At 72.8% G+C, this 21,672-nt stretch carries 27 protein-coding genes; 16 read left to right on the top strand and 11 right to left on the bottom strand.

The genetic code is table 11. The features are described from left to right. The first annotated feature begins 84 nt into the window (after positions 1–84). The 3 genes from ABZU46_RS08590 (at position 85) to ABZU46_RS08580 (ending at position 3,032) form a co-directional block, all read left to right on the top strand. A complete protein-coding gene (locus ABZU46_RS08590; protein WP_354855814.1) occupies positions 85–1,539 on the top strand; it encodes a PAS domain-containing sensor histidine kinase in 1,455 nt (484 codons plus the stop codon). A 61-nt stretch (positions 1,540–1,600) separates the two neighbouring features. Beyond that, positions 1,601–2,017, top strand: a complete 417-nt coding sequence (locus tag ABZU46_RS08585) for an ATP-binding protein (RefSeq protein ID WP_354855813.1) — start codon at positions 1,601–1,603, stop codon at positions 2,015–2,017. Between the two features lie 127 nt (positions 2,018–2,144). Continuing rightward, on the top strand, positions 2,145–3,032 hold the full coding sequence (locus ABZU46_RS08580) for a DUF5926 family protein (RefSeq protein ID WP_354855812.1): 888 nt from the start codon (positions 2,145–2,147) through the stop codon (positions 3,030–3,032). Positions 3,033–3,050: 18 nt separating this feature from the next. Here the strand turns inward: ABZU46_RS08580 and ABZU46_RS08575 are convergent, their stop codons facing one another. Beyond that, the gene (locus ABZU46_RS08575; RefSeq protein ID WP_354855811.1) at positions 3,051–4,268 is read right to left on the bottom strand and encodes an arginine deiminase; all 1,218 of its coding nucleotides are present in this window, start codon (positions 4,266–4,268) and stop codon (positions 3,051–3,053) included. 167 nt (positions 4,269–4,435) lie between these two features. Between ABZU46_RS08575 and ABZU46_RS08570 the strand changes: the two genes are divergently transcribed. From ABZU46_RS08570 to pheA, 5 genes are all read left to right on the top strand, one after another. After that, positions 4,436–5,176: a hypothetical protein gene (locus ABZU46_RS08570; RefSeq protein ID WP_354855810.1), complete on the top strand. Its 741-nt coding sequence runs from the start codon at positions 4,436–4,438 to the stop codon at positions 5,174–5,176. 166 nt (positions 5,177–5,342) lie between these two features. Further along, positions 5,343–5,801: a hypothetical protein gene (locus tag ABZU46_RS08565; RefSeq protein ID WP_354855809.1), complete on the top strand. Its 459-nt coding sequence runs from the start codon at positions 5,343–5,345 to the stop codon at positions 5,799–5,801. Positions 5,802–5,938: 137 nt separating this feature from the next. Beyond that, positions 5,939–6,328: an ACT domain-containing protein gene (locus ABZU46_RS08560; RefSeq protein ID WP_354855808.1), complete on the top strand. Its 390-nt coding sequence runs from the start codon at positions 5,939–5,941 to the stop codon at positions 6,326–6,328. Between the two features lie 66 nt (positions 6,329–6,394). Beyond that, complete coding sequence (locus tag ABZU46_RS08555) at positions 6,395–7,018, top strand: hypothetical protein (protein WP_354855807.1); 624 nt, start codon at positions 6,395–6,397, stop codon at positions 7,016–7,018. Between the two features lie 10 nt (positions 7,019–7,028). Continuing rightward, positions 7,029–7,985 (top strand): prephenate dehydratase, encoded by a 957-nt coding sequence (gene pheA / locus ABZU46_RS08550; RefSeq protein ID WP_354855806.1) that lies wholly within the window; start codon positions 7,029–7,031, stop codon positions 7,983–7,985. A gap of 73 nt (positions 7,986–8,058) precedes the next feature. Here the strand turns inward: pheA and ABZU46_RS08545 are convergent, their stop codons facing one another. The 3 genes from ABZU46_RS08545 to ABZU46_RS08535 all read right to left on the bottom strand — a co-directional run bounded on the left by ABZU46_RS08545 (position 8,059) and on the right by ABZU46_RS08535 (position 9,824). Continuing rightward, on the bottom strand, positions 8,059–8,781 hold the full coding sequence (locus ABZU46_RS08545) for an AIM24 family protein (RefSeq protein WP_234582643.1): 723 nt from the start codon (positions 8,779–8,781) through the stop codon (positions 8,059–8,061). 115 nt (positions 8,782–8,896) lie between these two features. Then, on the bottom strand, positions 8,897–9,244 hold the full coding sequence (locus ABZU46_RS08540) for a metallopeptidase family protein (protein ID WP_354855823.1): 348 nt from the start codon (positions 9,242–9,244) through the stop codon (positions 8,897–8,899). A gap of 148 nt (positions 9,245–9,392) precedes the next feature. Continuing rightward, a complete protein-coding gene (locus tag ABZU46_RS08535; protein WP_007453754.1) occupies positions 9,393–9,824 on the bottom strand; it encodes an OsmC family protein in 432 nt (143 codons plus the stop codon). Positions 9,825–9,998: 174 nt separating this feature from the next. On the opposite strand from ABZU46_RS08535, the gene ABZU46_RS08530 reads away from it, so the two are divergent. From ABZU46_RS08530 to ABZU46_RS08520, 3 genes are all read left to right on the top strand, one after another. Next, positions 9,999–10,724, top strand: a complete 726-nt coding sequence (locus ABZU46_RS08530; protein WP_354855805.1) for a hypothetical protein — start codon at positions 9,999–10,001, stop codon at positions 10,722–10,724. A gap of 249 nt (positions 10,725–10,973) precedes the next feature. Then, a complete protein-coding gene (locus tag ABZU46_RS08525) occupies positions 10,974–11,795 on the top strand; it encodes an HAD family hydrolase (RefSeq protein ID WP_354855804.1) in 822 nt (273 codons plus the stop codon). Next, entirely contained in the window at positions 11,795–12,607 is an 813-nt protein-coding gene (locus ABZU46_RS08520) for an HAD family hydrolase (RefSeq protein WP_354855803.1), read from the top strand. The genes ABZU46_RS08525 and ABZU46_RS08520 overlap by 1 nt, the downstream gene beginning before the upstream one ends. Before the next feature lie 9 nt (positions 12,608–12,616). On the opposite strand, the gene ABZU46_RS08515 is transcribed toward ABZU46_RS08520, so the two are convergent. Next, positions 12,617–13,219, bottom strand: a complete 603-nt coding sequence (locus ABZU46_RS08515) for a bacterial proteasome activator family protein (protein ID WP_354855802.1) — start codon at positions 13,217–13,219, stop codon at positions 12,617–12,619. A gap of 84 nt (positions 13,220–13,303) precedes the next feature. Between ABZU46_RS08515 and ABZU46_RS08510 the strand changes: the two genes are divergently transcribed. Beyond that, positions 13,304–14,101, top strand: a complete 798-nt coding sequence (locus tag ABZU46_RS08510; RefSeq protein WP_354855801.1) for an alpha/beta hydrolase — start codon at positions 13,304–13,306, stop codon at positions 14,099–14,101. Positions 14,102–14,180: 79 nt separating this feature from the next. After that, positions 14,181–15,368: an ABC transporter substrate-binding protein gene (locus ABZU46_RS08505; RefSeq protein WP_354855800.1), complete on the top strand. Its 1,188-nt coding sequence runs from the start codon at positions 14,181–14,183 to the stop codon at positions 15,366–15,368. A 76-nt stretch (positions 15,369–15,444) separates the two neighbouring features. Here the strand turns inward: ABZU46_RS08505 and ddaH are convergent, their stop codons facing one another. Further along, positions 15,445–16,278: a dimethylargininase gene (ddaH, locus tag ABZU46_RS08500; RefSeq protein ID WP_354855799.1), complete on the bottom strand. Its 834-nt coding sequence runs from the start codon at positions 16,276–16,278 to the stop codon at positions 15,445–15,447. A 59-nt stretch (positions 16,279–16,337) separates the two neighbouring features. Here ddaH and ABZU46_RS08495 point away from each other — a divergent pair, with 59 nt between their 5' ends. Together ABZU46_RS08495 and ABZU46_RS08490 are read left to right on the top strand one after the other, a co-directional pair. Further along, positions 16,338–16,799, top strand: a complete 462-nt coding sequence (locus ABZU46_RS08495) for an Lrp/AsnC family transcriptional regulator (protein WP_354855798.1) — start codon at positions 16,338–16,340, stop codon at positions 16,797–16,799. 61 nt (positions 16,800–16,860) lie between these two features. Then, positions 16,861–17,817, top strand: a complete 957-nt coding sequence (locus ABZU46_RS08490) for a zinc-binding dehydrogenase (RefSeq protein ID WP_354855797.1) — start codon at positions 16,861–16,863, stop codon at positions 17,815–17,817. Here the strand turns inward: ABZU46_RS08490 and ABZU46_RS08485 are convergent. From ABZU46_RS08485 to ABZU46_RS08475, 3 genes are all read right to left on the bottom strand, one after another. After that, entirely contained in the window at positions 17,814–18,908 is a 1,095-nt protein-coding gene (locus ABZU46_RS08485) for a hypothetical protein (protein ID WP_354855796.1), read from the bottom strand. The genes ABZU46_RS08490 and ABZU46_RS08485 overlap by 4 nt on opposite strands. A gap of 128 nt (positions 18,909–19,036) precedes the next feature. Next, positions 19,037–19,300, bottom strand: coding sequence for a DUF6457 domain-containing protein (locus tag ABZU46_RS08480; protein ID WP_234582654.1), 264 nt, complete (start codon positions 19,298–19,300; stop codon positions 19,037–19,039). After that, complete coding sequence (locus ABZU46_RS08475) at positions 19,297–19,899, bottom strand: NTP transferase domain-containing protein (protein ID WP_354855795.1); 603 nt, start codon at positions 19,897–19,899, stop codon at positions 19,297–19,299. Before ABZU46_RS08475 ends, ABZU46_RS08480 begins: the two co-directional genes overlap by 4 nt. Before the next feature lie 180 nt (positions 19,900–20,079). On the opposite strand from ABZU46_RS08475, the gene fdhD reads away from it, so the two are divergent. After that, the gene (gene fdhD, locus ABZU46_RS08470; RefSeq protein WP_354855794.1) at positions 20,080–20,946 is read left to right on the top strand and encodes a formate dehydrogenase accessory sulfurtransferase FdhD; all 867 of its coding nucleotides are present in this window, start codon (positions 20,080–20,082) and stop codon (positions 20,944–20,946) included. An 85-nt stretch (positions 20,947–21,031) separates the two neighbouring features. On the opposite strand, the gene ABZU46_RS08465 is transcribed toward fdhD, so the two are convergent. Both ABZU46_RS08465 and ABZU46_RS08460 read right to left on the bottom strand, forming a co-directional pair. After that, on the bottom strand, positions 21,032–21,268 hold the full coding sequence (locus ABZU46_RS08465) for a flavin reductase (protein WP_354855793.1): 237 nt from the start codon (positions 21,266–21,268) through the stop codon (positions 21,032–21,034). After that, complete coding sequence (locus ABZU46_RS08460) at positions 21,265–21,558, bottom strand: hypothetical protein (protein WP_354855792.1); 294 nt, start codon at positions 21,556–21,558, stop codon at positions 21,265–21,267. The genes ABZU46_RS08465 and ABZU46_RS08460 overlap by 4 nt, the downstream gene beginning before the upstream one ends. Positions 21,559–21,672: the final 114 nt, after the last annotated feature.

The raw sequence follows: 21,672 nt of genomic DNA, 5'->3' as shown, positions 1-21,672 counted from the left end.
GGCCGTCCAGCGTGCCGAGGGCCGGCAGCACCTACGCGACAACCGGGGGTGCCGAAAGCCGGGCCGGCGGGGCAGACTCGGCACATGCCGGAGCGTATCGATTTTCCCGCTCTTCTCGCCGGCCACACCGTCGCGATCGAGTCGATCAATGCTGGGGACGCGGGCCTGCCGGTCCTCACCCAACTGCTCCGGGTAACCCAACCGGCGCTGGGCGCGACCGGCATGGCGTTCGTCGAGTTCGGCCCGACCGGTGGCCGGGTGATCGCGGCGACCGGCGCGGCGGAGTGGGCGCTCGGCCGACCGCTCGCGGCGGACGACCCGGACACCGTCTGCCTGCTCTCCGGGCCACGGGTGGCCCAGGTTCGGGTGACCGACCTCAACGGCAAGCTCGCCGCTGAGCTGGCCGGCAGCGGGTTACGCCGGATGGTGGTGGCCCGAGCCGAGATCGGCGGTCACACCGTCGGCAGCCTGCACGCCCTCTATGCGGGAGACGACGAGCCGGACGCCGAGCAGCGGGGGGTGGTCGCCTACCTCGCCTCGTGCGTCGGGCACATGTACGGCGACCAGAGCGGGTTGCCGGTGCACGGCGACGGGCCGGTGGTGGCGGCACTCGCCGACGGGCTGGCGGTGGTCGACCGGGACGGCCACGTCCGGCTCTGGAACCCGGCCGCCGCCCAGGTCACCGGCCGGACAGCGGAGCAGGCGTTGAAAGGCCCGCTGCCCTTTCCGTTGCCGCCCTCCGGGCAGGTCCGCGACCACCGGCTGCCGGACGGGCGCTGGCTGCGCATCACCTCCGGCGACCTGCCCGGCCCGGGCGCGCTGCGGGTGGTCACCTTCCGCGACATCACCGACCAGCAGCGCCGCGATCACGACCGGGAGCTGTTCGTCGCGGTCACCAGCCACGAGCTGCGCACGCCGGTCACCGTCATCAAGGGGTACGCGGACACCCTCACCGACCACTGGGAGTCGCTGACCGAGGGAGACCGGCGACAGGCCGCCCGGGTGATCGGGCAGCGCGCCAACGAGCTGGCCCGGCTGGTCGACCGGCTGCTCTCCTCGGCGGCCGAGGCGGGGCCGGGGGACGACCCACCGACCCCGTTCGACCTCGCTGAGGCGTTGCGCGCCGCCATCGTGGACCTGCCGGCGGAGCTGCGGCACCGGCTGACGCTGCGCCTCCCCGCCGACCTGCCCAAGGCGCTCGGCCACCGGCCCAGCCTGGCCACCGTGCTGACCGAGCTGGCGACCAACGCTGGCAAGTACTCGCCGCCGGGCTCCCCCATCGAGATCACCGCCGGGGTGGACGGCCAGTTGGTCGCGTTCCGGGTCCGTGACCGGGGCATCGGCATCCGGCCGGAGCACGTGGAGCGGGCGTTCGACCGGTTCTGGCAGGGCGAGTCCGGCGACCGGCGCGGTTACCCGGGAGCGGGGCTCGGCCTCTATCTCGTCCGCCGGATCGTTGAACAACAGAATGGATGGGTATCCCTACGTCCGAGGACCGACGGCGGTACGGTCGCAGAGGTGCGGCTACCGCGCGGTTGACCGACGGTGGCGCGACGTGGAGGCGACGGTGGTAGCGGCAGTGAGGGATCGGGCGTGGTGCGTGGTGGTTCCCCACCATCCCGCCGGCGCACGACTGGCGCGACACCGGCTTGCCGACGACCTGGCTGACGTCGTGACGCCGGCGCTTCTCGCGGATCTGATCGCGGTGCTCGCCGAGCTGGTGGGCAACTCGGTCCGGCACGCCCGGCCGCTGCCCGGCGGCGTGGTCCGGGTGGCGTGGCGGCTGCGAGCCTCGGCCGAGGGCCCGCGGATCCAGTTGCGGGTGACCGACGGCGGCGCGGGCACCAGCCCGCGGATCCGCACGGCCAGCCCGGACGCCGCGGACGGGCGGGGTCTGCACATCGTGGCCGGCCTGGCGACCCGCTGGGGCGTCGAGCGCGACGGCATGGGCCAGCGCGTGTGGGCGGAGTTCGACCCCACCCCCGCCTCCCACCCCGACCTGGTACCAGCCGCCTGACATCGTTGATCATGAAGTTATTGCCACGACACGCCGTGCGCGGTGACAATAACTTCATGATCAACAAGCGGTGGGGTGGGTGGGTCCGGCCCACGGCGGGACGGGCGGGGCCTTAGGCTGTGACGCCGTGAGCAAGCGTCGAAAGAGCCAGCGAACCGCCGCCGACACCGCGCCCCGGAAGGACAAGGTGCGCGACGTCTTCGTGCCGCGACCGTTCGAGGGGCTGGCCGACGAGTCCGAGTGGATCGCGCTGCGCGAGCTGGTGCCCGCCGCGTCCGCGCCGCTGCGGCTGGCGCCCGCCCTCGTCGAGGAATTCGGGGACCGGTCGGCCACGCTGGCCACGGTGCTGCCGATGGCCGCGCCGGCGGTGAGCAAGCCGGACGGCCGGGTGCTCATCGGTCTGCAACGCCACCAGCAGTCCGGCGACGTCTCCCGGGACCTGGCCGAGGCGCTGCTCTGCGCGCTGCGGACCGAGCCGGGCGGCCAGGTGTCCGTACCACCGCTGCCCGGTCCCGGGCCGCGACTGCAGGACTTCCTGGTGGACGGCCCGCTGGAGATCACCATGCACGACGGGTTCGAGTTCTGGCTCGACCCCGGCGCGACCGACGACCCGAGCGTCCAGGCGTCGCTGGAGCGGGCGAACGCCGCCATCTACCCGACCGTGCGGATGACCGCCGCGAAGGCCGCGTACTGGTGCCAGGTCCCGGAGAAGGCGCACGTGCGCTGGGTGCTCCCGGACGACGAGGACGCCGCACTGGACGCGCTGGCCCGCCTCGGCGCGGCTGGCACGCTGACGCTCGGCGAGCAGACCAAGTTCGCCGGGATGTTCCGCGCGCACGGCCGGCTGGTGCCGGTGTGGGACCTGCCGGAGGAGACTCCGGCCGACGACTGGGAGGACCCGGTCGCGCAGTTCGCCAAGCGGTACGCGGAGGCGCTCGCCACCACCGAACCGCTGGACGCCGCCGGCCGGCGGGCCCGCCAGGGGCTGCTCGGCCGTCAGCTCACCCTCCGCTGACCCCGAAGCGCGGCCCGTTCACCCGTTGACGGGCAGCGGGTCGCGCACGATCGGGCAGGACATGCAGCGCGGGCCTCCCCGGCCGGAGCCCAGCTCCGAGCCGGCGATCGCGATGACCTCGATGCCGGCCCGCTCCAACTGCGCGTTGGTCTCGGTGTTGCGCTCATAGCCGACGCAGAGCCGGGGCGCCAGGGCGAGGGTGTTGTTGCCGTCGTCCCACTGCTCGCGTTCCGCGGTGACCGGGTCCAGGCCGGTGTCGATGACCCGGAGCTGGTCCAGGTCCATCGCGTCGGCGGCGGCCCGCAGGAAGGGCGCCGGGCCGTCCACACGTGGGTCCTCGCCGTCCGCGCCGGCGATCACGGTGTACGCCGAGAGCGTGCTGGCGATGTTCGGATACATCAGCACGGCGTCGGCGTCGACCATCGTGCACACGGTGTCCAGGTGCATGGTGGCGCGCTTCTGCGCGATCGGCACCACCAGGATGGTGTGGGCCAGCCCGGCGGCGAAGACCTGCCGGCCGAGGCGTTCGGCGCCGGCCGGGGTGGTCCGCTCGCCCACCCCGACCGCCAGGACGCCCGGTGCGAGCAGCAGGACGTCCCCGCCCTCCAGGTGCTCCAGATTGGGGCGGTAGACGAACTCGGTGCCGGCGAAGCGCGGATGGTGGCGGTAGATGGCGTCGGTCAGGGTAGTCTCCCGGCGGCGGGCCGGCATGGCCAGGCTGGTGACACCGACCCGGTCACCGATCCACAACGACGAGTCCCGGGTGAAGAGCAGGTTCGGCAGCGGGTCGATGACGAAGTCGTGCCGGTCCATCAGGGTGTAGACCAGCCCGCCCGGCCGCTCCGAGCTGATCCGCAGCTCCTCGTGGGCGAGCCCGGCGGTGAGCACGTCGGCCAGCGCGGCCGGGTCCAGATAGGCGAGGTGGTCGGCGACCCGGGCGCGGAGCGTGTCGCCGAGTCGACGGGAGCGCAGCACCTCCTCGGTCAACTCGGCGCGGGCATCCTCGACGGCCAGCGTCTCGGCCAGCAGGGTGGCCAGATAGAGCACCTCGACCCCGCGCTCGCGCAGCGCGGCCGCGAACGCGTCGTGCTCCTCCTGGGCGCGGCCGACCCAGGGGATCGCGTCGAACAGGAGTGAGTCGTTGTTGCGAGGGGTGAGCCGGGCCAGTTCCGGGCCGGGCCGGTGCAGCAACACGGTGCCGAGCCGGCCGACTTCACTGTCGACGTAGTGGGTCACCCCCGCAGCGTAGGGCAGGGTTTGGCGGCATCCGACAAAAGAACTGTGGATGAATATGGCATTCATCCACAGTCACTCCGGCGCTCCGGCTTGCCGAACACCGGGAGTGGCAACGTAGGGTAGTGAGGACATAACTTCGAGGGACCTTTTGCCGGAGGTCGACGACGATGACTGTCTTTCCCGCACGACGAGCCGTACCGACCGCCAGGGCACTGCCGCCCATCGCGGTGCCCCACCCCCGCGTCGAGTCGCCCGGGGCTCTGGAGCCGGTCCGTCCGACACCGCTCGAATGGGCCCGCCGCCGCCGTGCCGAGCGGGGAGCCCGTCGACTGGAGGCGGCCGGAGCCCGCGCGCTCGGCCAGCTCGACCATCTCGGGCCGGCCTGGCACGTCATCGAGTGGCCCCGCACCGACGTGGCGGACGTCCTGCTCGACCGCACCCAGGAGGACCGCGCCGGGTTCCTCGCCATCGGGCCGAGCGGCCTGTTCGCGGTGACCATCGCCGACCACGGCCGGGCCCGGGTGCTCGTCGCCGGGGACGTCGTGCAGATCAACGGCAAGCGGCCTCCGTACGTCACCGAGGCCCGGCGGGACGCCAGGCGGGCCAGCAAGGCCCTCTCCGACGCGGTGGGGCTGACCATCCCGGTGACGCCGGTGCTGACCTTCGTGGGCTCCGGCGTGATCAGCGTCTACGGCCTTCCGAAGGACTGTCTGATGGCCACCCACCGGGAACTGGATCGGCTCCTCGTGGCCGGTGGCAGCCGGATCAGCCCGGCCACGGCCGAGAAGCTGTCCCGGGTGGCACAGCACCCGAGCACCTGGCTGAACGGCACCTACCGTCCATCGGCCGACTACCGGTGGTACGACGAGGGCCGAACGGCCGCTGACAAGCCGGCCCACCGCCGGTAACGTCACCGGCGACGCCACGCGGCCCCGGTCCCCCACTACCCACCGGCTCCCGCGCCGTCGCCGGCCGCCCCGGTTCGAGCTGTGCGGTCCGGTGACCTGGTGCGCTCGGTGATTCCGTCGGCGACCGGCTAGCGTGGACAGTCCGTCGGTGGACATAGGAGGCGCGGTGGCCCACGTCGAACTCTCGCTCTCGGAAGTGTTCGTGCCGTCGGCGCGGGCCTCGACAGAGCTGGAGTCCGACAACGTCGGCCAGTGGTCCTCGACGGTCGACCGGGCCGATGAGCCCTGCCTGCTGATCGACGCCGACACCCGGGTCGTGGCCATCTCCGCCGCCGGCTGCGAGCTGCTCTGTCTGGGCGACCCGGCCGGCCTGATCGGGCGGCCGCTGCTCGACGGCGGCCTGCGACTGCTGGATTTCACCGCCAACCGGGGCGAGCTGACCGAGGCCGAGATCGACAAGATCCCGCCTCTGCTGGCGCTCTCCTCCGGCCGGCTCGCCCGTGGGCTGCTGCGGGTGCAGGCCGCCTCGCCGGACAGCTCCGACGCGACGGTGGACGCGATCTCCACCCCGGTGCTCACCAACGGCGCCGTGGCCGGCTCGCTCACCTTCTTCTCCGAGGTCTGACCTGCGGCGCAATATGTCGTTCGCCGCCTGACCTGCGGCGCAATGTGTCGTTCGCCGTCTGACCTGCGGCGCAATGTGTCGTTCGCCGCACGCGGCGATGGCGGGATGGGCCCACACCCACGCCGTAAGGTGCCCTCATGCTCGATATCGCTCTGCTGCCGGGGGAGTACGCCGTGTGCCGGTTGCGGGCCGACACCGCCCTGCCGGCCGCGCTGTCGAGTGGGCTGGGCCGCGCCGACGTGGTCACGGTGAGCTGGACCGCCGACGGGATCTCGGTGATCTGCCCGACCGACCGGGTGCCCGCCCAGGCCGTGGTGGAGACCACCTGGCGCTGTCTGCGCGTCGTCGGCCCGACGGGCGTGGACGCCACGGGAACACTGGCGGCGCTCGTCGACCCGCTCGCCGCGGCCCGGGTCAGCGTGGTCACGTTCTCCACCTTCGACACCGACTACGTGCTGGTGCCGACCGTCCGGTTGACCGAGGGCACGGCCGCCCTGGAGCGCGCCGGGCACCGCGTCCTCGGCTGAGCTTCACCCCGCCGTCAGCTCGCCCTACGATGGGCTCGGCCACCCCGGCCGCGATGACGTTTCCCGATGTCCGAGGATCGGCCCGTGCCGTTCGACCCGCCCCGCCACCCGGCTCCCCCGTCCCGGGCGACAACCGCCATCACACCCGTGGCGGTTCGCGCGCTGCCCGTGGCCGGGGCCCTGCTGGCGCTCCTCACCATGGGGGCGCTGACCGGCTGCGGCGCCCCTCCCGAGCTGCGCGACCCGGCCGGGGTGCCCACCGGCGCCGGCACCCCGACGGCGACCGGCCCGACCGGCGTCCCGACGGGCACGCCGTCCACCGTGCCGAGCGCCCCACCGCTCTCCACCCCGTCGGCCACCCGGGACCCGGGTCTGGTCGCGACGGCCTGCCGGAACGGTCCGACCGGGCAGCGGGTGGTGCAGCTGCTGCGCGGCCGGGCCTCGGTGCTCCCGGACAACGTGCGGGTCCGGGTCCGCACCGGGCCGCTGTGCGCCGCCGACTGGCAGTACACCGTGCTGGAGGTGACCGGGCACGAGGAGCTTCAGGTCGTCACCCGGGGTCGGCCCACCGCCCCGGAACTGGTCACCGCCGGCACCGACGTGTGCACCATCGAGGTCCGCGCCACCGGGCCAGCCGGGATCCGTACGCTCGCCTGCGATGCTTCTCCGGCGGTCCAGCCGGGTGCGTAGTCTGGTCGACATGCCCGGAACACCGCCCACGCGCTTCGTCTACCTCGGCCCGGAGGGCACCTTCGCCGAGCAGGCCCTGCGCACCGTCCCCGCCGCCGAGCGTGGCACCCGGACGCCGGCCCGCAGCGTCGGTGAGGCCCTGGACAGCGTCCGGGCCTCAGATGCCGACGCGGCGCTGGTGCCGCTGGAAAACTCGATCGGCGGGGCGGTCGGCGTCACCCTGGACGAGATGGTCGAGGGCGACCCGCTGGTGATCACCCGAGAGGTGATCCTTCCGGTCGAGTTCGTGCTCGCCGCGCGTGCGGGCACCGCGCTGTCGGCGGTCCGCACGGTCGCGGCGCACCCGCAGGCGTCCACCCAGTGCCGGGGCTGGCTGCGTGACCACGTACCCGACGCCGTGGTCGTCGACGTGCTCTCCAACGGCGCGGCAGCCGCCGGCGCCGGGTCCGGCGAGTACGACGCGGCGATCTGCGCCCCGATCGGGGCCGCCCGACACCGACTCGCCCTGCTCGCCGACAAGATCGCCGACCATCCCGACGCGGTGACCCGTTTCGTCCTGGTCTCCCGCCCCGGGCCACCCCCACCGCCGACCGGCGACGACCTCACCTCGCTGGCCGTCTACATCGCCCACGACCGGGTCGGCGCGCTGCTGTCGGTGTTGATGGAGCTGGCCGTCCGCGGCGTCAACCTGACCCGGATCGAGTCCCGCCCGACCGGCGAGGCCCTGGGCCGGTACGTCTTCTTCCTCGACTGCACCGGCCACGTGGCCGACGTACGCCTGGGTGAGGCGTTGCAGGGGCTGCGCCGGGTGTGCGCCGATGTCCGTTTCCTGGGGTCGTACCCGCGGCATCGCTGGGTCGACGCGGCGGGCCAGCGGCCCGTGCCCGCGCCGGCCGGCCTCTCCGACGTCGACTACGCCGACGCGGCGGCCTGGCTGGCCCGGCTGCGCACCGGCGAGTTGAGCTGACCGGCCGAGCAGGCGAGCAACACGCGTACGGGCGCTCCGGTGCGACCGGGAGCGCCCGTACCCGCGTCGGTGCTCAGCTCAGCAGACCGCCGAGCAGACCGCCCTCCTGCTGCTGCTGACCGCTGCCCATGACCGGCGGCTCCTCGGACGGCTGCACCACCACGAAGCCCTGACCGGCGAAGCTCATCGTGAACGACTCGCCGGTGCGCCGGCCCAGCAGCGTGCCAAGACCGAGCTGCTCAGCCCGGTGGTAGCCGGTCTGGAGGTTGGCCGACCAGCAGACGGCGGCCTGCGGGTCGACGTACGTCGGGGCGTCCACGTTGAGCACCACCGGGGTGCCCTTGGTCGTGATGGCGATCCTGCCGTACCCGCTGAACACGCAGTTGAACAGGCCGGACGAGGAGGCCATCCCGGCGCCGCCGACCATCCTGATGTCGTACTGCAGGGTCGAGTCGAAGGCCAGCACGCTGGAGCCGTTGATGGACAGGGCGTCGCCCGGCTCCAGGTCGATGATGTGCACGTCCTTGGCCAGCTCGGCGAGGAAGACGTCACCCTGGCCGGTGACCTTCATCAGCGGGACACCCTCGCCGGTGAGCTTCTGCTTGAGGAACTTGCCGAGCCCACCCGAGCCCAGCGCCTGGAACTGCACGTTGCCCTGGTAGGCGACCATCGACCCGACCCGGGCCATCGCCTCGCCGTTGAGCTCGATCTTCAACATCTTGGAGTTCTGCAGCCGCATGCCGGCCTGCGCGGACTCCTTCTCCAGATTTTCCGCCGAGAACAGCTCGCTGCGCATGAAAGGTGCCTCCTGAAACGGTCGCGGTCGCTGCACCGACGGTAGGCGACCACGGCAACCAGGGGCCATCGGCGAAGCGGCGTGCCGCGCTCTGACCTGGCGGTGTGCGGCCGGGTCAGCCCCAGCCCAGCGCGTGCAGTCGCGCGTCGTCGATGCCGAAGTGGTGGGCGATCTCGTGCACCACGGTCACCGCGACCTCGTCGACGACGTCCTCGTCGCTGTCGCAGATCCGCAGGATCGGACGGCGGTAGATGAAGATCCGGTCCGGAAGCACGCCGGCGTAGTCCCAACCCCGATCGGTGAGCGCGTGCCCCTCGTAGAGGCCGAGCAGGTCGGGGTCGGTGTGCGGTGGGTCGTCCTCGACCAGGATCACCACGTTGTTCATCAGGCCGAGCAGTTCCTCGGGCACCTCGTCGAGGGCGTCAGCCACCAGCTCCTCGAAGCGCTCGCGAGTCATGTCCACCGGCACGGCGTCCATTCTGCCCGACGCCGCACCGATCGGCCGGCTCACGCGCGGCCACCCCGGCCGGGGCCGCGCGTTCACGAAAGAGAGCGGCCGCCCGGGACCGGGCGGAGGCTCCTTCCGTGAACGTGCGGCGTGCGTCGCCGGGTCAGGAAGCCAGGCGAGCGGTGAGGGTGATCTCGGCGCCCGGCGAGAGCAGCCGGGAGATCGGGCAGTTGGCCTTGGCGGCCTCGGCGAGCTTCTGGAACTCCGCCTCGTCGACCCCGGGCACCTGGCCGACGGTCTCCAGGTCGATCCGGGTCACGCTCATTCCGGCGTCGGTCTTGTCCAGGTGGACCTTGGCGGTGGTCTCGACCGAGGTGGGCGTCGAGCCGGCGTCGGCGAGGGCCTTCGAGAACGCCATCGAGAAGCAGCCGGCGTGCGCGGCGGCGATCAGCTCCTCGGGGTTGGTGCCCTCACCCTCCTCGAAGCGCGACTTGAAGGAGTAGTTGCCGGACAGGCCGCCCTTACCGGTGCGGACGGTGCCGGAACCCTCGGTGAGATTGCCCTGCCATTGTGCGGAAGCGGTACGGATAGGCATGAGGAGAACGCTAGCGGAAAGGTGCCTCCCGAGCGACCGACCGGCACCGACGCCTGCCGTGCGATTCCCGTCACCCCTGGCGGAGGCGCGACGCGGGCGGTTTCGGCAGCGGCACCAGCACGACCCTCTGTGCCATGATTCGACGCAGGCCCGCGACCGGCGGAAGGATGGCCGATGTCCGAGGAGCTGCCCATCCCACGGCAGGGCGATCCGTCCGACGGGCCGGCCGTGATCGAGTGGGGTGCCGACGAGCCCGCCACCGGACGCCGTCGCCTCGGCGGGTCCCTGGCCGGCATCACCCGGGATCCCCGCCTGCCCGTGCTGCTCGCCGGGCTCGGGGCGGTGGCGGGGGTGGCCTCGCTGCTCGGCGAGTGGCTGGTGATGACTCTGCCGAACGGCGGCCCGGCCGGTGCCACCTCGATCGACGTGCCCGCCGGGGTGTCCGACGTCGGCGGCTTCGGCATCGGCTACCTGGTCGGTCTGCTCGGGCTGGTCTGCACGGTGGCACTGGCGCTGCGGGGCACGGCGGCCGTCCGGCCGAACGCCCGACTGGTCGGGTTCACCCTGAGCGGGGCGCTGCTGGCACTGCTGGTCGCGGCGACGGCGACACTCGACGACCCCGGTCAGCGCAACTACTTCTACGAGCCGGAGGACAACTTCCGGGTCGAGTACGGTCGCGGCCTGGTGATGGCGTTCGTGGCCTGCGTGCTGCTCGCCGCGGCCCTGCGGCTGGCCCCGAACGCGCCGACGGAGGACAACCGTTCCGGGGCCGCGACGGGGCAGGGCTGGCGCCGTCGGCACCTCGACCCGGTCGAGAAGGAGGACGGCCCGCCCGCGCCGGCCGACCTGACCGTGACCGCGGTGGCGCCGTTCGCCCGCCCCGAACACCCCAACACCTGAGCCGGCCAGGCCGACCCCGACCCACCGATCTTGCACTTTCTGCAGCGACAGAAGGCGCATTCCACCGCGTATCGGCGACCGGAAGTACAAGATCGCGGAGGTTGGGAACGGGCCTGGAGTTGGTGCCCGATTCGCCTGGAAGACATGGTTCGGGCCCGTTTCCCGAGGTACGGTTGCTGCCCGCCGTCACGCCGGGCCTCGCTTTCCCTGGCCTCGGCAGGTGCGACGGCGGCGGGCGAAGGAGGAACGATGACCCGCCCGGGACTGCCCAAACTGATCGCGACCGACCTCGACGGAACGCTGGTCCGCAGCGATGACACCGTCTCCGCGTACACCCACGGGGTGCTCGACCGGGTGCGGGCCGCCGGAATTCCGGTGGTCGGCGCGACCGGACGCGGCCCCCGACTGACCGAGCTGACCCGCAACGACATCCGGGCCGCCGACTTCCTGGTGATGGCCGGCGGTGGACGGGTGGTCGACCAGAGCGACCCGACCGGCCCGGTGGTGCTCCGCGACGAGCGGCTGCCCGCCGAGGTGCTGGCCCGGCTGCTCGCCGACCTGGAGGCCGAGGTCGGCCCGCTGACCGTGATGGTCGAGGCGTCCGACGAGCACGACGCCCCGCTCTGGGGTGACTACCACGAGAGCTGGCCCTACCAGGACCGGTTCGAGGCGCGCAGCCGCGCTGAATGCCTCTCCTGTGACGTGATCAAGGCCTTCGCCCGGACCGCCGACCACCACGTCGACGAGCTGCTGGCGGTGGCCCGCGGGATCGTCTCGCCGCAGGTCGCCACGCTCACCCAGGCCGGGCTCGGGTTCATCGAGATCTGCCCGCCCGGCGTGGACAAGGCGACCGGGCTGACCGTGGTGGCGCAGAGCCTGGGGGTCGACCCCGCTGATGTCCTGGTCTTCGGCGACATGCCCAACGACCTGCCGATGTTCGAGTGGGCCGGCTGGTCCCGGGTCGCGGTGGCCAACGCGCACCCCGCGCTGCGTGCCGCCGCCGACGAGGTGACCCTGCGCAACGACGACGACGGGGTGGCGGTGTACCTGGACCGGCTACTGTCCCGGTGATGCGAGACACCCCTGCGCTGGTCGCCACCGACATCGACGGCACGCTGATCCGCGACGACCGCACGCTCAGCCCGCGCACCGCCGACGTGCTCGCGCGGATCACCGCGCGAGGCACGCCGGTCGTCCTGGTCACCGGCCGTCCGGTCCGCTGGCTCGAGATGGTGTACGACCAGCTGGCCGAGCCGCTGCCGGCGGTCTGCGCCAACGGCGCCGTGGTCTACGACCCGGTGCGGGACGAGGTGCTGCGGGCCGACCCGCTCGCGCCACAGCACCTGGCCGAGGTGGCCGAGCGGCTGCGGGCCGAGGTGCCCGGGATCAGCTTCGCCGTGGAGATCATGGACAGCCGCCAGATGCGGCACGAGACGGACTACCCGCTGCGCTGGGACGTCGACCCCGACGGGATCCGGCCGGTCGAGACACCGGAGGAGCTGCTCTCGCTTCCCGCGGTGAAGTTGCTCGCCCGCGCCGGCGAGCAGGACCCGGACGCGTTCGTCGCACTGGTGGCGGCAGCGGTGGCGGGGTTGGCCGAGGCGACGCACTCGTCGTCCTCGGGGCTCGTGGAGATCTCCGCGGCCGGGGTGACGAAGGCGGCCGGGCTCGACTGGTACTGCGACCGGCTCGGCGTGGCGGCCGCGGACGTGCTGGCCTTCGGCGACATGCCGAACGACGTGCCGATGCTGAGCTGGGCCGGGCGCGGCGTGGCGGTGGCCAACGCGCACCCCGCCGTCCTCGCGGTCGCCGACGAGGTGACCGGGGCGAACTCCGAGGACGGCGTGGCGGCGTACCTGGAGAAGATCTTCGGGGTGGACTGACCGGCCAGGTCAGAGGTACTGGCCGGTGTTGTGGCCCTCACCGCCGCCGGGCTGGCCGATGCCCGGCATTCCGGGCACCACACCGCCGGGGCCGCTGGGCAGCGCCTGCCGGCCGCCGCGCATCTGCTCCAGCTGGACCCGCGCGGCCATCTGCTGGGCGACCAGGGCCGCCTGGATGCCGTGGAACAGGCCCTCCAGCCAGCCGACGAGCTGGGCGTGCGCGATACGCAGCTCGCCCTCGCTCGGGGCCTTGTCCTCCGTGAAGGGCAGCGAGATCCGCTCCAGCTCGTCGCGCAGCTCGGGGGCGAGACCCTCCTTGAGCTCGACGATCGACCGCTCGTGGATCTCGCGCATGCGGTGCCGGCTGGCGTCGTCCAGCGGGGCCGCCTTGACCTCCTCCAGCAACTGCTTGATCATGCTGCCGATCCGCATCACCTTGGCCGGCTGCTCTACCAGACGGGTCGGGTCCTCGCCCTGCCCCTCCTCGGTCTGCATGGTGCCGATCGGCCGGCCGTCCGGACCGACCACCACCACCGTGCCGGAGTGGCCGGAGTCGTCGGGGCCGGGCTGGTCGTTCTGCTCAGCGGAGCGCGCTTCGGTCATGGGGTCCATCTTTACCCAGTGGGCGCGACCCATGCCGCCCGGGACCGACTCCCAGGGCCGAACCACCCGGGCGGGGCGCGCTACCGTCGCGCCATGCCTGCCGACCCACGCGCCGTGCTGACCCGGCCCGCGCCGGAGCCGGACCTGACGGTGGCCTACGGCGACCACCCCGACCAGATTGCCGACCTGCGCCGGCCGGCCGGTGTCGGTCCGGCCCAGCCGCTGGTCGTCGTGGTGCACGGTGGTTTCTGGCGCTCCGAGTACGACCGCCGCCACACCGGCCCGCTGGCCGCCGCGCTCGCCGCCGAGGGCTACCCGGTGGCGCAGCTGGAATACCGGCGTACGGGGCAGCCGGGCGGCGGCTGGCCGGGCACGTTGACCGACGCGCTGGCCGGGATCGCGGCGCTGCCCGAGCTGGCCACCGAGGCGCTGCCGGGTCGGGTGAGCAGGGCTGCGCCGATCGTCATCGGTCACTCCGCCGGTGGCCATCTGGCGCTGTACGCGGCGGCCACCGCGCCGTCGACGGTGAGCGGAGTGCTGGCCCTGGCCCCGGTGGCCGATCTCGCGGCGGCGTACCGGCTGGATCTGGACGCGGGTGCGGTGGCGGCGCTGCTCGGCGGCGGCCCACTCGACTTCCCGGACCGGTACGCGGCGGCCGATCCACGATCATTGGTACCGATCCGGACACGGACAGTAGTCGTGCACGGTTCGGCGGATCTGCAGGTGCCGGTGGCGATGAGCCGGGACTTCGTCGCGGCGGCTCGTGCCGCAGGATCCGATATTTCCCTTGTCGAGCTGCCCGGATGTGAGCATTTCGGGCTGATCGACCCGGAGTCTTCGGCGTGGCCCCCGGTGCTCGCTGTGTTGCGGTCCCTGCACGATGATCACTAACCATTGACGCAGCGTCGCGGAGCAGGTAGAACGCCGGAGGGGCGGTGTTCTGCCCTGCAACGCTCCTGGAAGGAACTCGGTGTCGCAGATGAATCGCAGGCGGGCGCTCCAACTGTTGGCCGCGCTCGGAACGACCGGGTTCGCCGCCGCGTGCGGCTCCGACACCGAGGGCAAGCCGGCCGCCGCCAAGAGCCCGATCAAGATCGGTCTGATCGCGCCGAAGGCCGGCGGCTTCAAGTCCATCGGTGACGACATCACCAACGGCTTCCAGCTCTTCCTCGACCTACACGGCCAGCAACTGGGCGGGCATCCGGTCGAGCTGCTGACCGCCGACGAGGGTGACAACGCCAAGACCGGCAAGGCCGCCGTCGACCAACTGCTCAAGCAGAACGTGCTGGCGCTCACCGGCGTGGTCAACTCGTCGGTGATGGTCGGCATCCGCGACACTGTGGAGGAGGCTCGGGTCCCGCTCATCGGCTCGAACGCCTCGCCGAGCAGCCTGCAGAGCGTCGTCTACATCTGGCGTACGTCGTACGTGCTGGACGAGGCCGGCCGGGCGCTGGGCCGCTACCTGCGCGACCAGCTCCCGGCGAACGGCCGGATCGCGATCATCATGCCGGAGAACGTGGGTAGCCCGGACGTGGTGCGGGGCTTCAGGCAGGAGTTCGGCACCTCCGACCCGCGCATCGCCGACCCGGTGACCAACACCAACCCGACCCCGAACCCGGGCAAGGGCACCTACGTGGCGGACATCGAGAAGGCGCTGCGCAAGAAGCCAACCGCCGTCTTCTGCTTCTTCGCGGGCTCGGCCGCCGTGGAGTTCATCAAGCAACTGCGCGACCAGTTCAGCGGCCCCGTCTACGCGCCCGGCTTCCTCACCGAGGGCACCGTGCTGGAGAGCCTGGGCCGGGACGCGCTCGGCATCCAGACCGCGCTGAACTACTCGGCCGACCTCAACAACACGTCGAACCGGGTCTTCGCCTCCGCCTACCGCAAGAAGCACCAGACCACGCCGACGACCTACGCGATGGCGTCGTACGACGCGGCGCAGGTGCTCGACCAGGCGATCCAGCTGACCGGTGGGTCGCCCACCCCGCAGCAGGTCAACCTGGCGCTGGGTCGGATCGGCCAGATCGACAGCCCGCGCGGCATCTGGCAGTTCAACCAGCCGCGTACCCCCCAGCAGAAGTGGTACCTGCGCGAGGTCCAGCGCGACGGTCAGGTCATGTCGAACGTGCTGATCAACGAGCTGGCCACGCTCGGCTGAAACGCCCACCACAAGCAGCAGCAGGGGCCGGCCTCCGACGGGAGGCCGGCCCCTGCCGTACGCGGCAGTGTTCGGGTCAGTGCCGCAGCTCGGCGATGCAGCACTTCACGCTGCCGCCGCCCTTCTTCAGCTCGGCCAGCTCGACCGGCACCGGGTTGTAGCCGGCGGCCTTGAGCTTGCCCGCCAGCCGGGTGGCCTCGCTGTTGAGCACCACGTTCGCGCCGTCGCTGACCAGGTTCAGCCCGAAGGCCATCGCGTCCTCGTCGTCGGCGATCACCGCGTCCGGGAAGAGCTGGGTCAGCACCCGCTGGCTGGCGGCCGAGAACGCGCCGGGGAAGTAGACGACGTTCGAGTCGTCGATGGAGGCGAGCGCCACGTCCAGGTGGTAGAAGCGCGGGTCGATGAGGCGCAGCGACACCACCGGGCGGCCCAGCGCCTCCTGCGCCTCGGCGTGCGCCGGGATCTCGGTGCGGAAGCCGTGCCCGGCCAGGATCAGCCCGCCGTGCGCCTCCGGCACGTACGCGAAGTCACCCTCGCCCTCGTTGGTCTCGCTCGGGGCGATGAACCGCCAGCCCTGCGACTCGTAGAAGGCGTGGTGCGCGGCGGCCTCGGCGGCCCGCTGCTCGTGCTTGAACCGGGCGCCGTAGACGCTGCCGTCCACCACGAACGCACCGTTGGCGGCGTAGACCATGTCGGGCAGGCCCGGCTCGGGGGTGAGCAGATGCACGTCGTGCCCCAGGCCGACGAGCGTCTCGCGCAGGCGGTCCCACTGCTTGACGGCCAACTCCCGGTCGACCGGGGTGGTCACGTCCATCCACGGATTGATCGCGTACTCGACCGCGAAGTGCTCGGGCGAGCACATGAGATATGTCCGCTTTCGCGAGACTCGCTGCTGGTTCACGGTCACCAAGAGTAGGTACCGTTGAACTTTGGTAACAGCCACAACCATTGCTTCCCAGAGGCGGAACGTTGCAGATAGACGCCGTAGACCAGCGGATCATTGCGTTGCTCGTCGCTGACGCCCGCGCGTCGTACGCCGACATCGGCGTCCGGGTGTCACTCTCCGCCCCGGCGGTCAAGCGCCGGGTGGACCGACTGCGCGCCACGGGCGTGATCAGGGGATTCACCGCCGTCGTGGACCCGGCGGCCGTCGGCTGGACCACCGAGGCGTTCGTCGAGCTGTTCTGCGCCGGTCGGACCACCCCGGCGCAGATCGGCGTGGCCGCCCGCCGGCACCCGGAGGTGGTCGGCGCGTACACCGTCTCCGGCGAGGCGGACGCGCTGGTGCACCTGCGGGCCGCCGACATCGCCCACCTGGAGGCGGCGCTGGAACGGCTGCGCGCCGAGTCCTTCGTGACCTCCACCCGCAGCACCATCGTGCTGTCCCGGCTGGTCGAGTCTCCCGGCGTCGGGCCGTCCAACCGGGCTTGACCTCAAGCCCGGTTCAGGTGTTGGACTCGTGGCGGCCTGGGCACGACACGAGGGGGACTTGATGCGGGCGATCTGGTTACGTGAATTCGGCGGTCCCGAGGCGCTGGTGCCCGGCCCGGCGCCCGACCCGAGCCCCGGCCCCGGCCAGGTGCTCATCGACGTCGCGCACGCGAACATCACCTTCGTCGAGACGCAGCAGCGCTCGGGACGCCCCGGCCCGTTCCAGGTCACTCCACCGCTGATCCCCGGCAACGGCGTCGGCGGGGTGATCGTCGCCGTCGGGCCGGACGTCGACCCGGCCCTGACCGGGCGGCGGGTGGTCAGCGCCACCGGCGGCTCCGGCGGGTACGCCGAACGGGCGGTGGTGGACGCGTCCGCGCCCATCGACGTGCCGGCCGGGCTGGCGCTGGACGCGGCCGTGGCCATGATGGCCGACGGGCGTACCGCCACCATGCTCGTCGAGGCGGTCGGCGTCCGCCCCGGCGACCGCGTGCTGATCGAGGCCGCGGCGGGCGGCGTGGGCAGTCTCCTCGTCCAGCTCGCGGCGCGGGCCGGCGCGCGGGTGATCGGCGTGGCCGGCGGGCCCCGCAAGGTGGACCTGCTACCCGGCCTGGGCGCCGAGGTGGCGGTCGACTACCGGCTGCCGGGCTGGGCCGACCGCATCCGGGACGCGGTGGGCGGGGTCGACGTGGTGTTCGACGGCGTCGGCGGCTCGGTCGCCCGGACGGCGTTCGAGCTGCTGGCCCCGGGCGGCCGGATGATCAGCTTCGGGTTGGCCAGCGGCGAGTGGTCCCCGGTGGCACCGGAGGCCGCCGCCGAACGTCAGGTCACGCTGGTCCGGCCGGACGTGCCGCCCGCGCGGCTGCGGGCGTACACCATCGGGGCCCTGGCGGACGCGGCGGCCGGCCAGCTCCGGCCGCTGATCGGCCAGCGCTTTCCGCTGGAACGCGCCGCCGACGCGCACGCCGCCATCGAGGCGCGGGCGACGGTCGGCAAGACCCTGCTGGACGTGGTTTAGAGGTACATGCCGGTGCGGTGCTCCGACTCGTCGCGCCGGACCGGCTTGTCGCCCTCACCGAAGAACCGCTTGCCACCGAACTCGCCGTGCAGGCGGTCGTCCAGCTCGTCGGCGAGGCCGGTCATCACCTGCACCGCCAGCATGAGGTGGGTGGCCTGGAAGTTGCGCCCGAAGACCGGGATGGACGCCCAGACCGTGTCGTCGGCGCAGTAGAGGCGACCGATCGGCATCCGGTTGGTCAGCTCCGACAGCTTGACGTAGAGCCGTTCGGTCGGCTCGACCTCGGTGAGCACCGGGGAGAAGACGTCCACCAGGGATGGATTGTCCCGCACCCGCACGAAGACCATCGCCGAGCCGGCCCGGATGGTGATGTCGCCGTCCGAGTCGATCTGCAACCGCTCGGCGTCGGACTTCAGCATCGTGGACACGACGGTGCGGACGCGGTCCGCCAGGTCGAGCACGTCGTCCCGCTCGGCGGCCGCCTCGGCCAGCGCCTCCTGGAGGTCACCCTCGACGTCGGCGTCCGGGCCGAACTCGCTGCGCGCGGTGCCCAGCGGCTCCACCGTCAATGGCTCACCCTCGGCGTCGTGCACCAGGTAGACGAGGAAGGCGGGATGCGGGGCGCCGTACACGTCGCGCAGCGTGCGGGACAGCAGCGGGGCGATCCGGGCCGCCTCCGCCGTCGTACCGTCCAGCCCGAACGAGCCGCCGGAGCCGGCCACCACCCCGGGCGGGGACCAGCCCAGCGCCACCATGTCCGCCACCGCGGCACGGTCCAGCCGGTAGCCCTGCGGCAGGGCGGCGTTGCCGACGGCCCGAGCCGACAGCCCGCCGTCGCCGGTCACGTCGACGCTGATCGAGTAGACGGCATCCCCCGTACCGGAGGCGGTGGGGTCGAGGGTCAGTTCGAGGTGCGCGCCGGCGGGCAGCTCCCGCAGCCGCAGGGCGAGCATCCGGGCGAACTCCCGCCACGCCTCGGTCACCTTGGCACGCAGGTCGGTGGTGCTGGGCTCGTCGAGCAGGATCGACTCTGCCGGCTCGGATATGCCGCCGGGCTCACCGTCCGGCGCCGAGGGGTGGTCAGCCGTCATGATCGCCTCCGTCCGTTCCGATCACCCTACCCACGCCGTCCGGGCGTCGAATCAGCCCGGACCGGGATCGGACACCGCCGTCCTCTCGCCGTGGCGACGGTCTGGTCGCGGGGGCGCGGCGCGGCGGGTCAGGAGGTGGGGTCGTCGGGATCGGCACCGAGCCGGACCGGCCAGTCGGCCGCGAGGGCGCTGAGCCGGGCCGCGGCGTCCGCCGGGTCGGCACCCCTGCCGACGGCAAGCCCGAGCAGGTACGCGGTGACCGGCGCCCCTGGCCGCAGCACCTGGTGGGCGACATCGCGGGCCAGGTCCAGCACCGCCGACACCGGCACCTCGGTCGGGTCCAGACCCACCTCGGCACACGCTGCCGTGACCCAGTCGTCCAGCACCGTCATCGCACCCACTCCTCCGCCCGGCGTACGTCCTCGTCAGTGTCGCAGTCGAACCAGGGCGGCGGACCGTCACCGGCCCACGGCACCTCCCGGACGGCGAGACCGGCCAACAGCGCCCGTACCGGAGCACCGGCCAGGCTGCCGCCCCGCTCGGCGGCCAGCCGGGCCAGCCCGGTCCGCAGCGCGGCGACGCGCCACACCCCGCAGAGCGACTGCCGACGGCCGTCCGCGTCGACGAAGCACACCCCGTCGACTGGTCGCTCCCCGTCGAGGTGGGTCAGCAGGTCGCCGATCGCGGCGCGGGTGAGCAGTGGAAGGTCGGCGGCGAGCAACGCGACAAGCGTCGTGTCGGGATCGAGCAGTGCCAGCCCGGCGGCCGTCGCGGCGACCGGCCCGCCGCCGGGCGGATCCTCGCGGGTGATCCGCACACCGTCCGCGACACCGTCACCCGGGCCGACCAGCACACGCGGCGCGGCATCGTCCACGGCGGCCAGCACCCGGTCACGCATCGACCGGCCACCAACCGGAAGCGCGGGCTTGTCCACCCCGCCCATCCGTCGGGCGGCCCCACCCGCGAGCACCACTGCGGCGTACGTCCCCACCCGGTCACGGTAGCCGGGCCGGTTGCCCGGTGGCGGCGTGCGCTGCCGGGTGCTCGGTGGCGGCGTGCGCTGTCCGGTGCCCGGCGGGGCCCTGCCGGTGCCCGGTGGCGGCGTGCGCTGCCGGGTGCCTGATGACCGGCGGCCGTGCGGGTGTGCCGGGCCGGGGTGCAGGATGGCGGGATGGGACGGGCGACTGACCGACGGGGCGTACTACGGATCGACCTGGACGCGGCGGCCGACGGGCGCGCAGCCGTCCGACGGCCGGACACCCTCGCCGTGGAGGAGCCGCTGCAGATCCGGGTCGGCGCGGCGGGCCCGGGCCGGCGCAAGCCGCTCGCCGTCACCATGCGGACTCCCGGCGACGACCTGGACCTGGCGATCGGGTTCCTGCTGACCGAAGGGCTGATCCGGTCGACCGACGACGTGCTGACCGCCCAGCTCTGCGCCGGCGCGGAGACGCCGAACACGTACAACGTGGTGGACGTGGTGCTCGCCCCCGGCGTGCCGGAACCGACCACCGACCCGTCCCGGAACTTCTACACGACCAGTTCCTGCGGGGTGTGCGGCAAGGCGAGCATCGACGCGATCCGGACGCGGTCGCTGTTCGACGTCACGGCGGACCCGCTCACCGTGCCGGCCGCCCTCCTCGCCGAACTGCCCGACCGGTTGCGCGCCGCCCAGCGCGGCTTCGACCGCACCGGCGGGCTGCACGCGGCAGGGCTGTTCAGCCCGGCCGGAGAGCTGGTGGTGCTCCGCGAGGACGTGGGCCGGCACAACGCGGTGGACAAGGTGATCGGCTGGGCGGTGCGGGAACGCCGGCTGCCGCTGACCGGGCACCTGCTGCTGGTGTCCGGCCGGGCCAGCTTCGAGCTGACCCAGAAGGCGTGGATGGCCGGCCTGCCCCTGCTGGCCGCGGTGTCCGCGCCGAGCACCCTCGCCGTCGAGCTGGCCGAGGAGGCGGGCATGACGCTCGTCGGCTTCCTGCGCGGCCCGACCATGAACGTCTACGCCGGCCCGCAGCGGATCACGGTCGACCAGCCAGCCTGAACCTCAGCGGCCGGTTTGACCAGGTCCAGCCGTGGTCGCCGGGCCGACCCCCGAGGTGGCCATGGACCCCGCGCCGAGGTGCGGGCTACCGGGCCTGGGTCCAGCCGATGAAGCGCTCAGTCAGGCCAGCCGGTGGCGTGCCACCGTGCAGCTCGGTGAGGTGTTCGGTCGCCTCGGCCTGTAGCGCCGTCAGGTGCTCGATCAACTCGTCACGGCGACCGCGGTACTTACCGAGCAGGCGCAGTTTCGCGGCCGAGCAGGGCCACGCGATCCCGCAGGTGCGACAGCGCCACGTCGGCTTGAGCATTTGGTGTTCGGTCATCTGACAGCCCGCACCGGGTCACGCCGAGTCACCTGGCGGCTGGTCGGCCCGGACGTCAGCAGGTCGACCCCTTCGCGGAGCACGAACAGCTCCCGCCTAGCCCGTGCGGTGCCGTCCGATCCCAGCTCGTACGCCTCGATCCAGGTCCAGCCGTGGTAGGTGTGGCGGTCGGTGAGTTCGCGGATGACCCGGACCGTGATCGGCCGGATGAACTGCGGGCTCGCGGCGCGGGTCAGGCGAACAAGGTCACCGGCCTTGAGCGGTGGCGGGTTCGTGGGCTTGGGCGGCATGGTCCCCCTCCTCGTTGGGAGGGGCCGCCCCGGAGTGCTCGCCCGCGGGGCGGCCCCGATACGAACGCGACCGCCGGGTCTCGGGGGGTCCCTGCCGGCCGCGCCGTTCGGAAG

Origin of the sequence: Micromonospora sp. NPDC005197, from assembly GCF_040608295.1 — a bacterium.
In the GTDB taxonomy this organism is placed as follows: Bacteria; Actinomycetota; Actinomycetes; order Mycobacteriales; family Micromonosporaceae; genus Micromonospora.
This window is presented reverse-complemented; position numbering and strand designations above follow the sequence as displayed.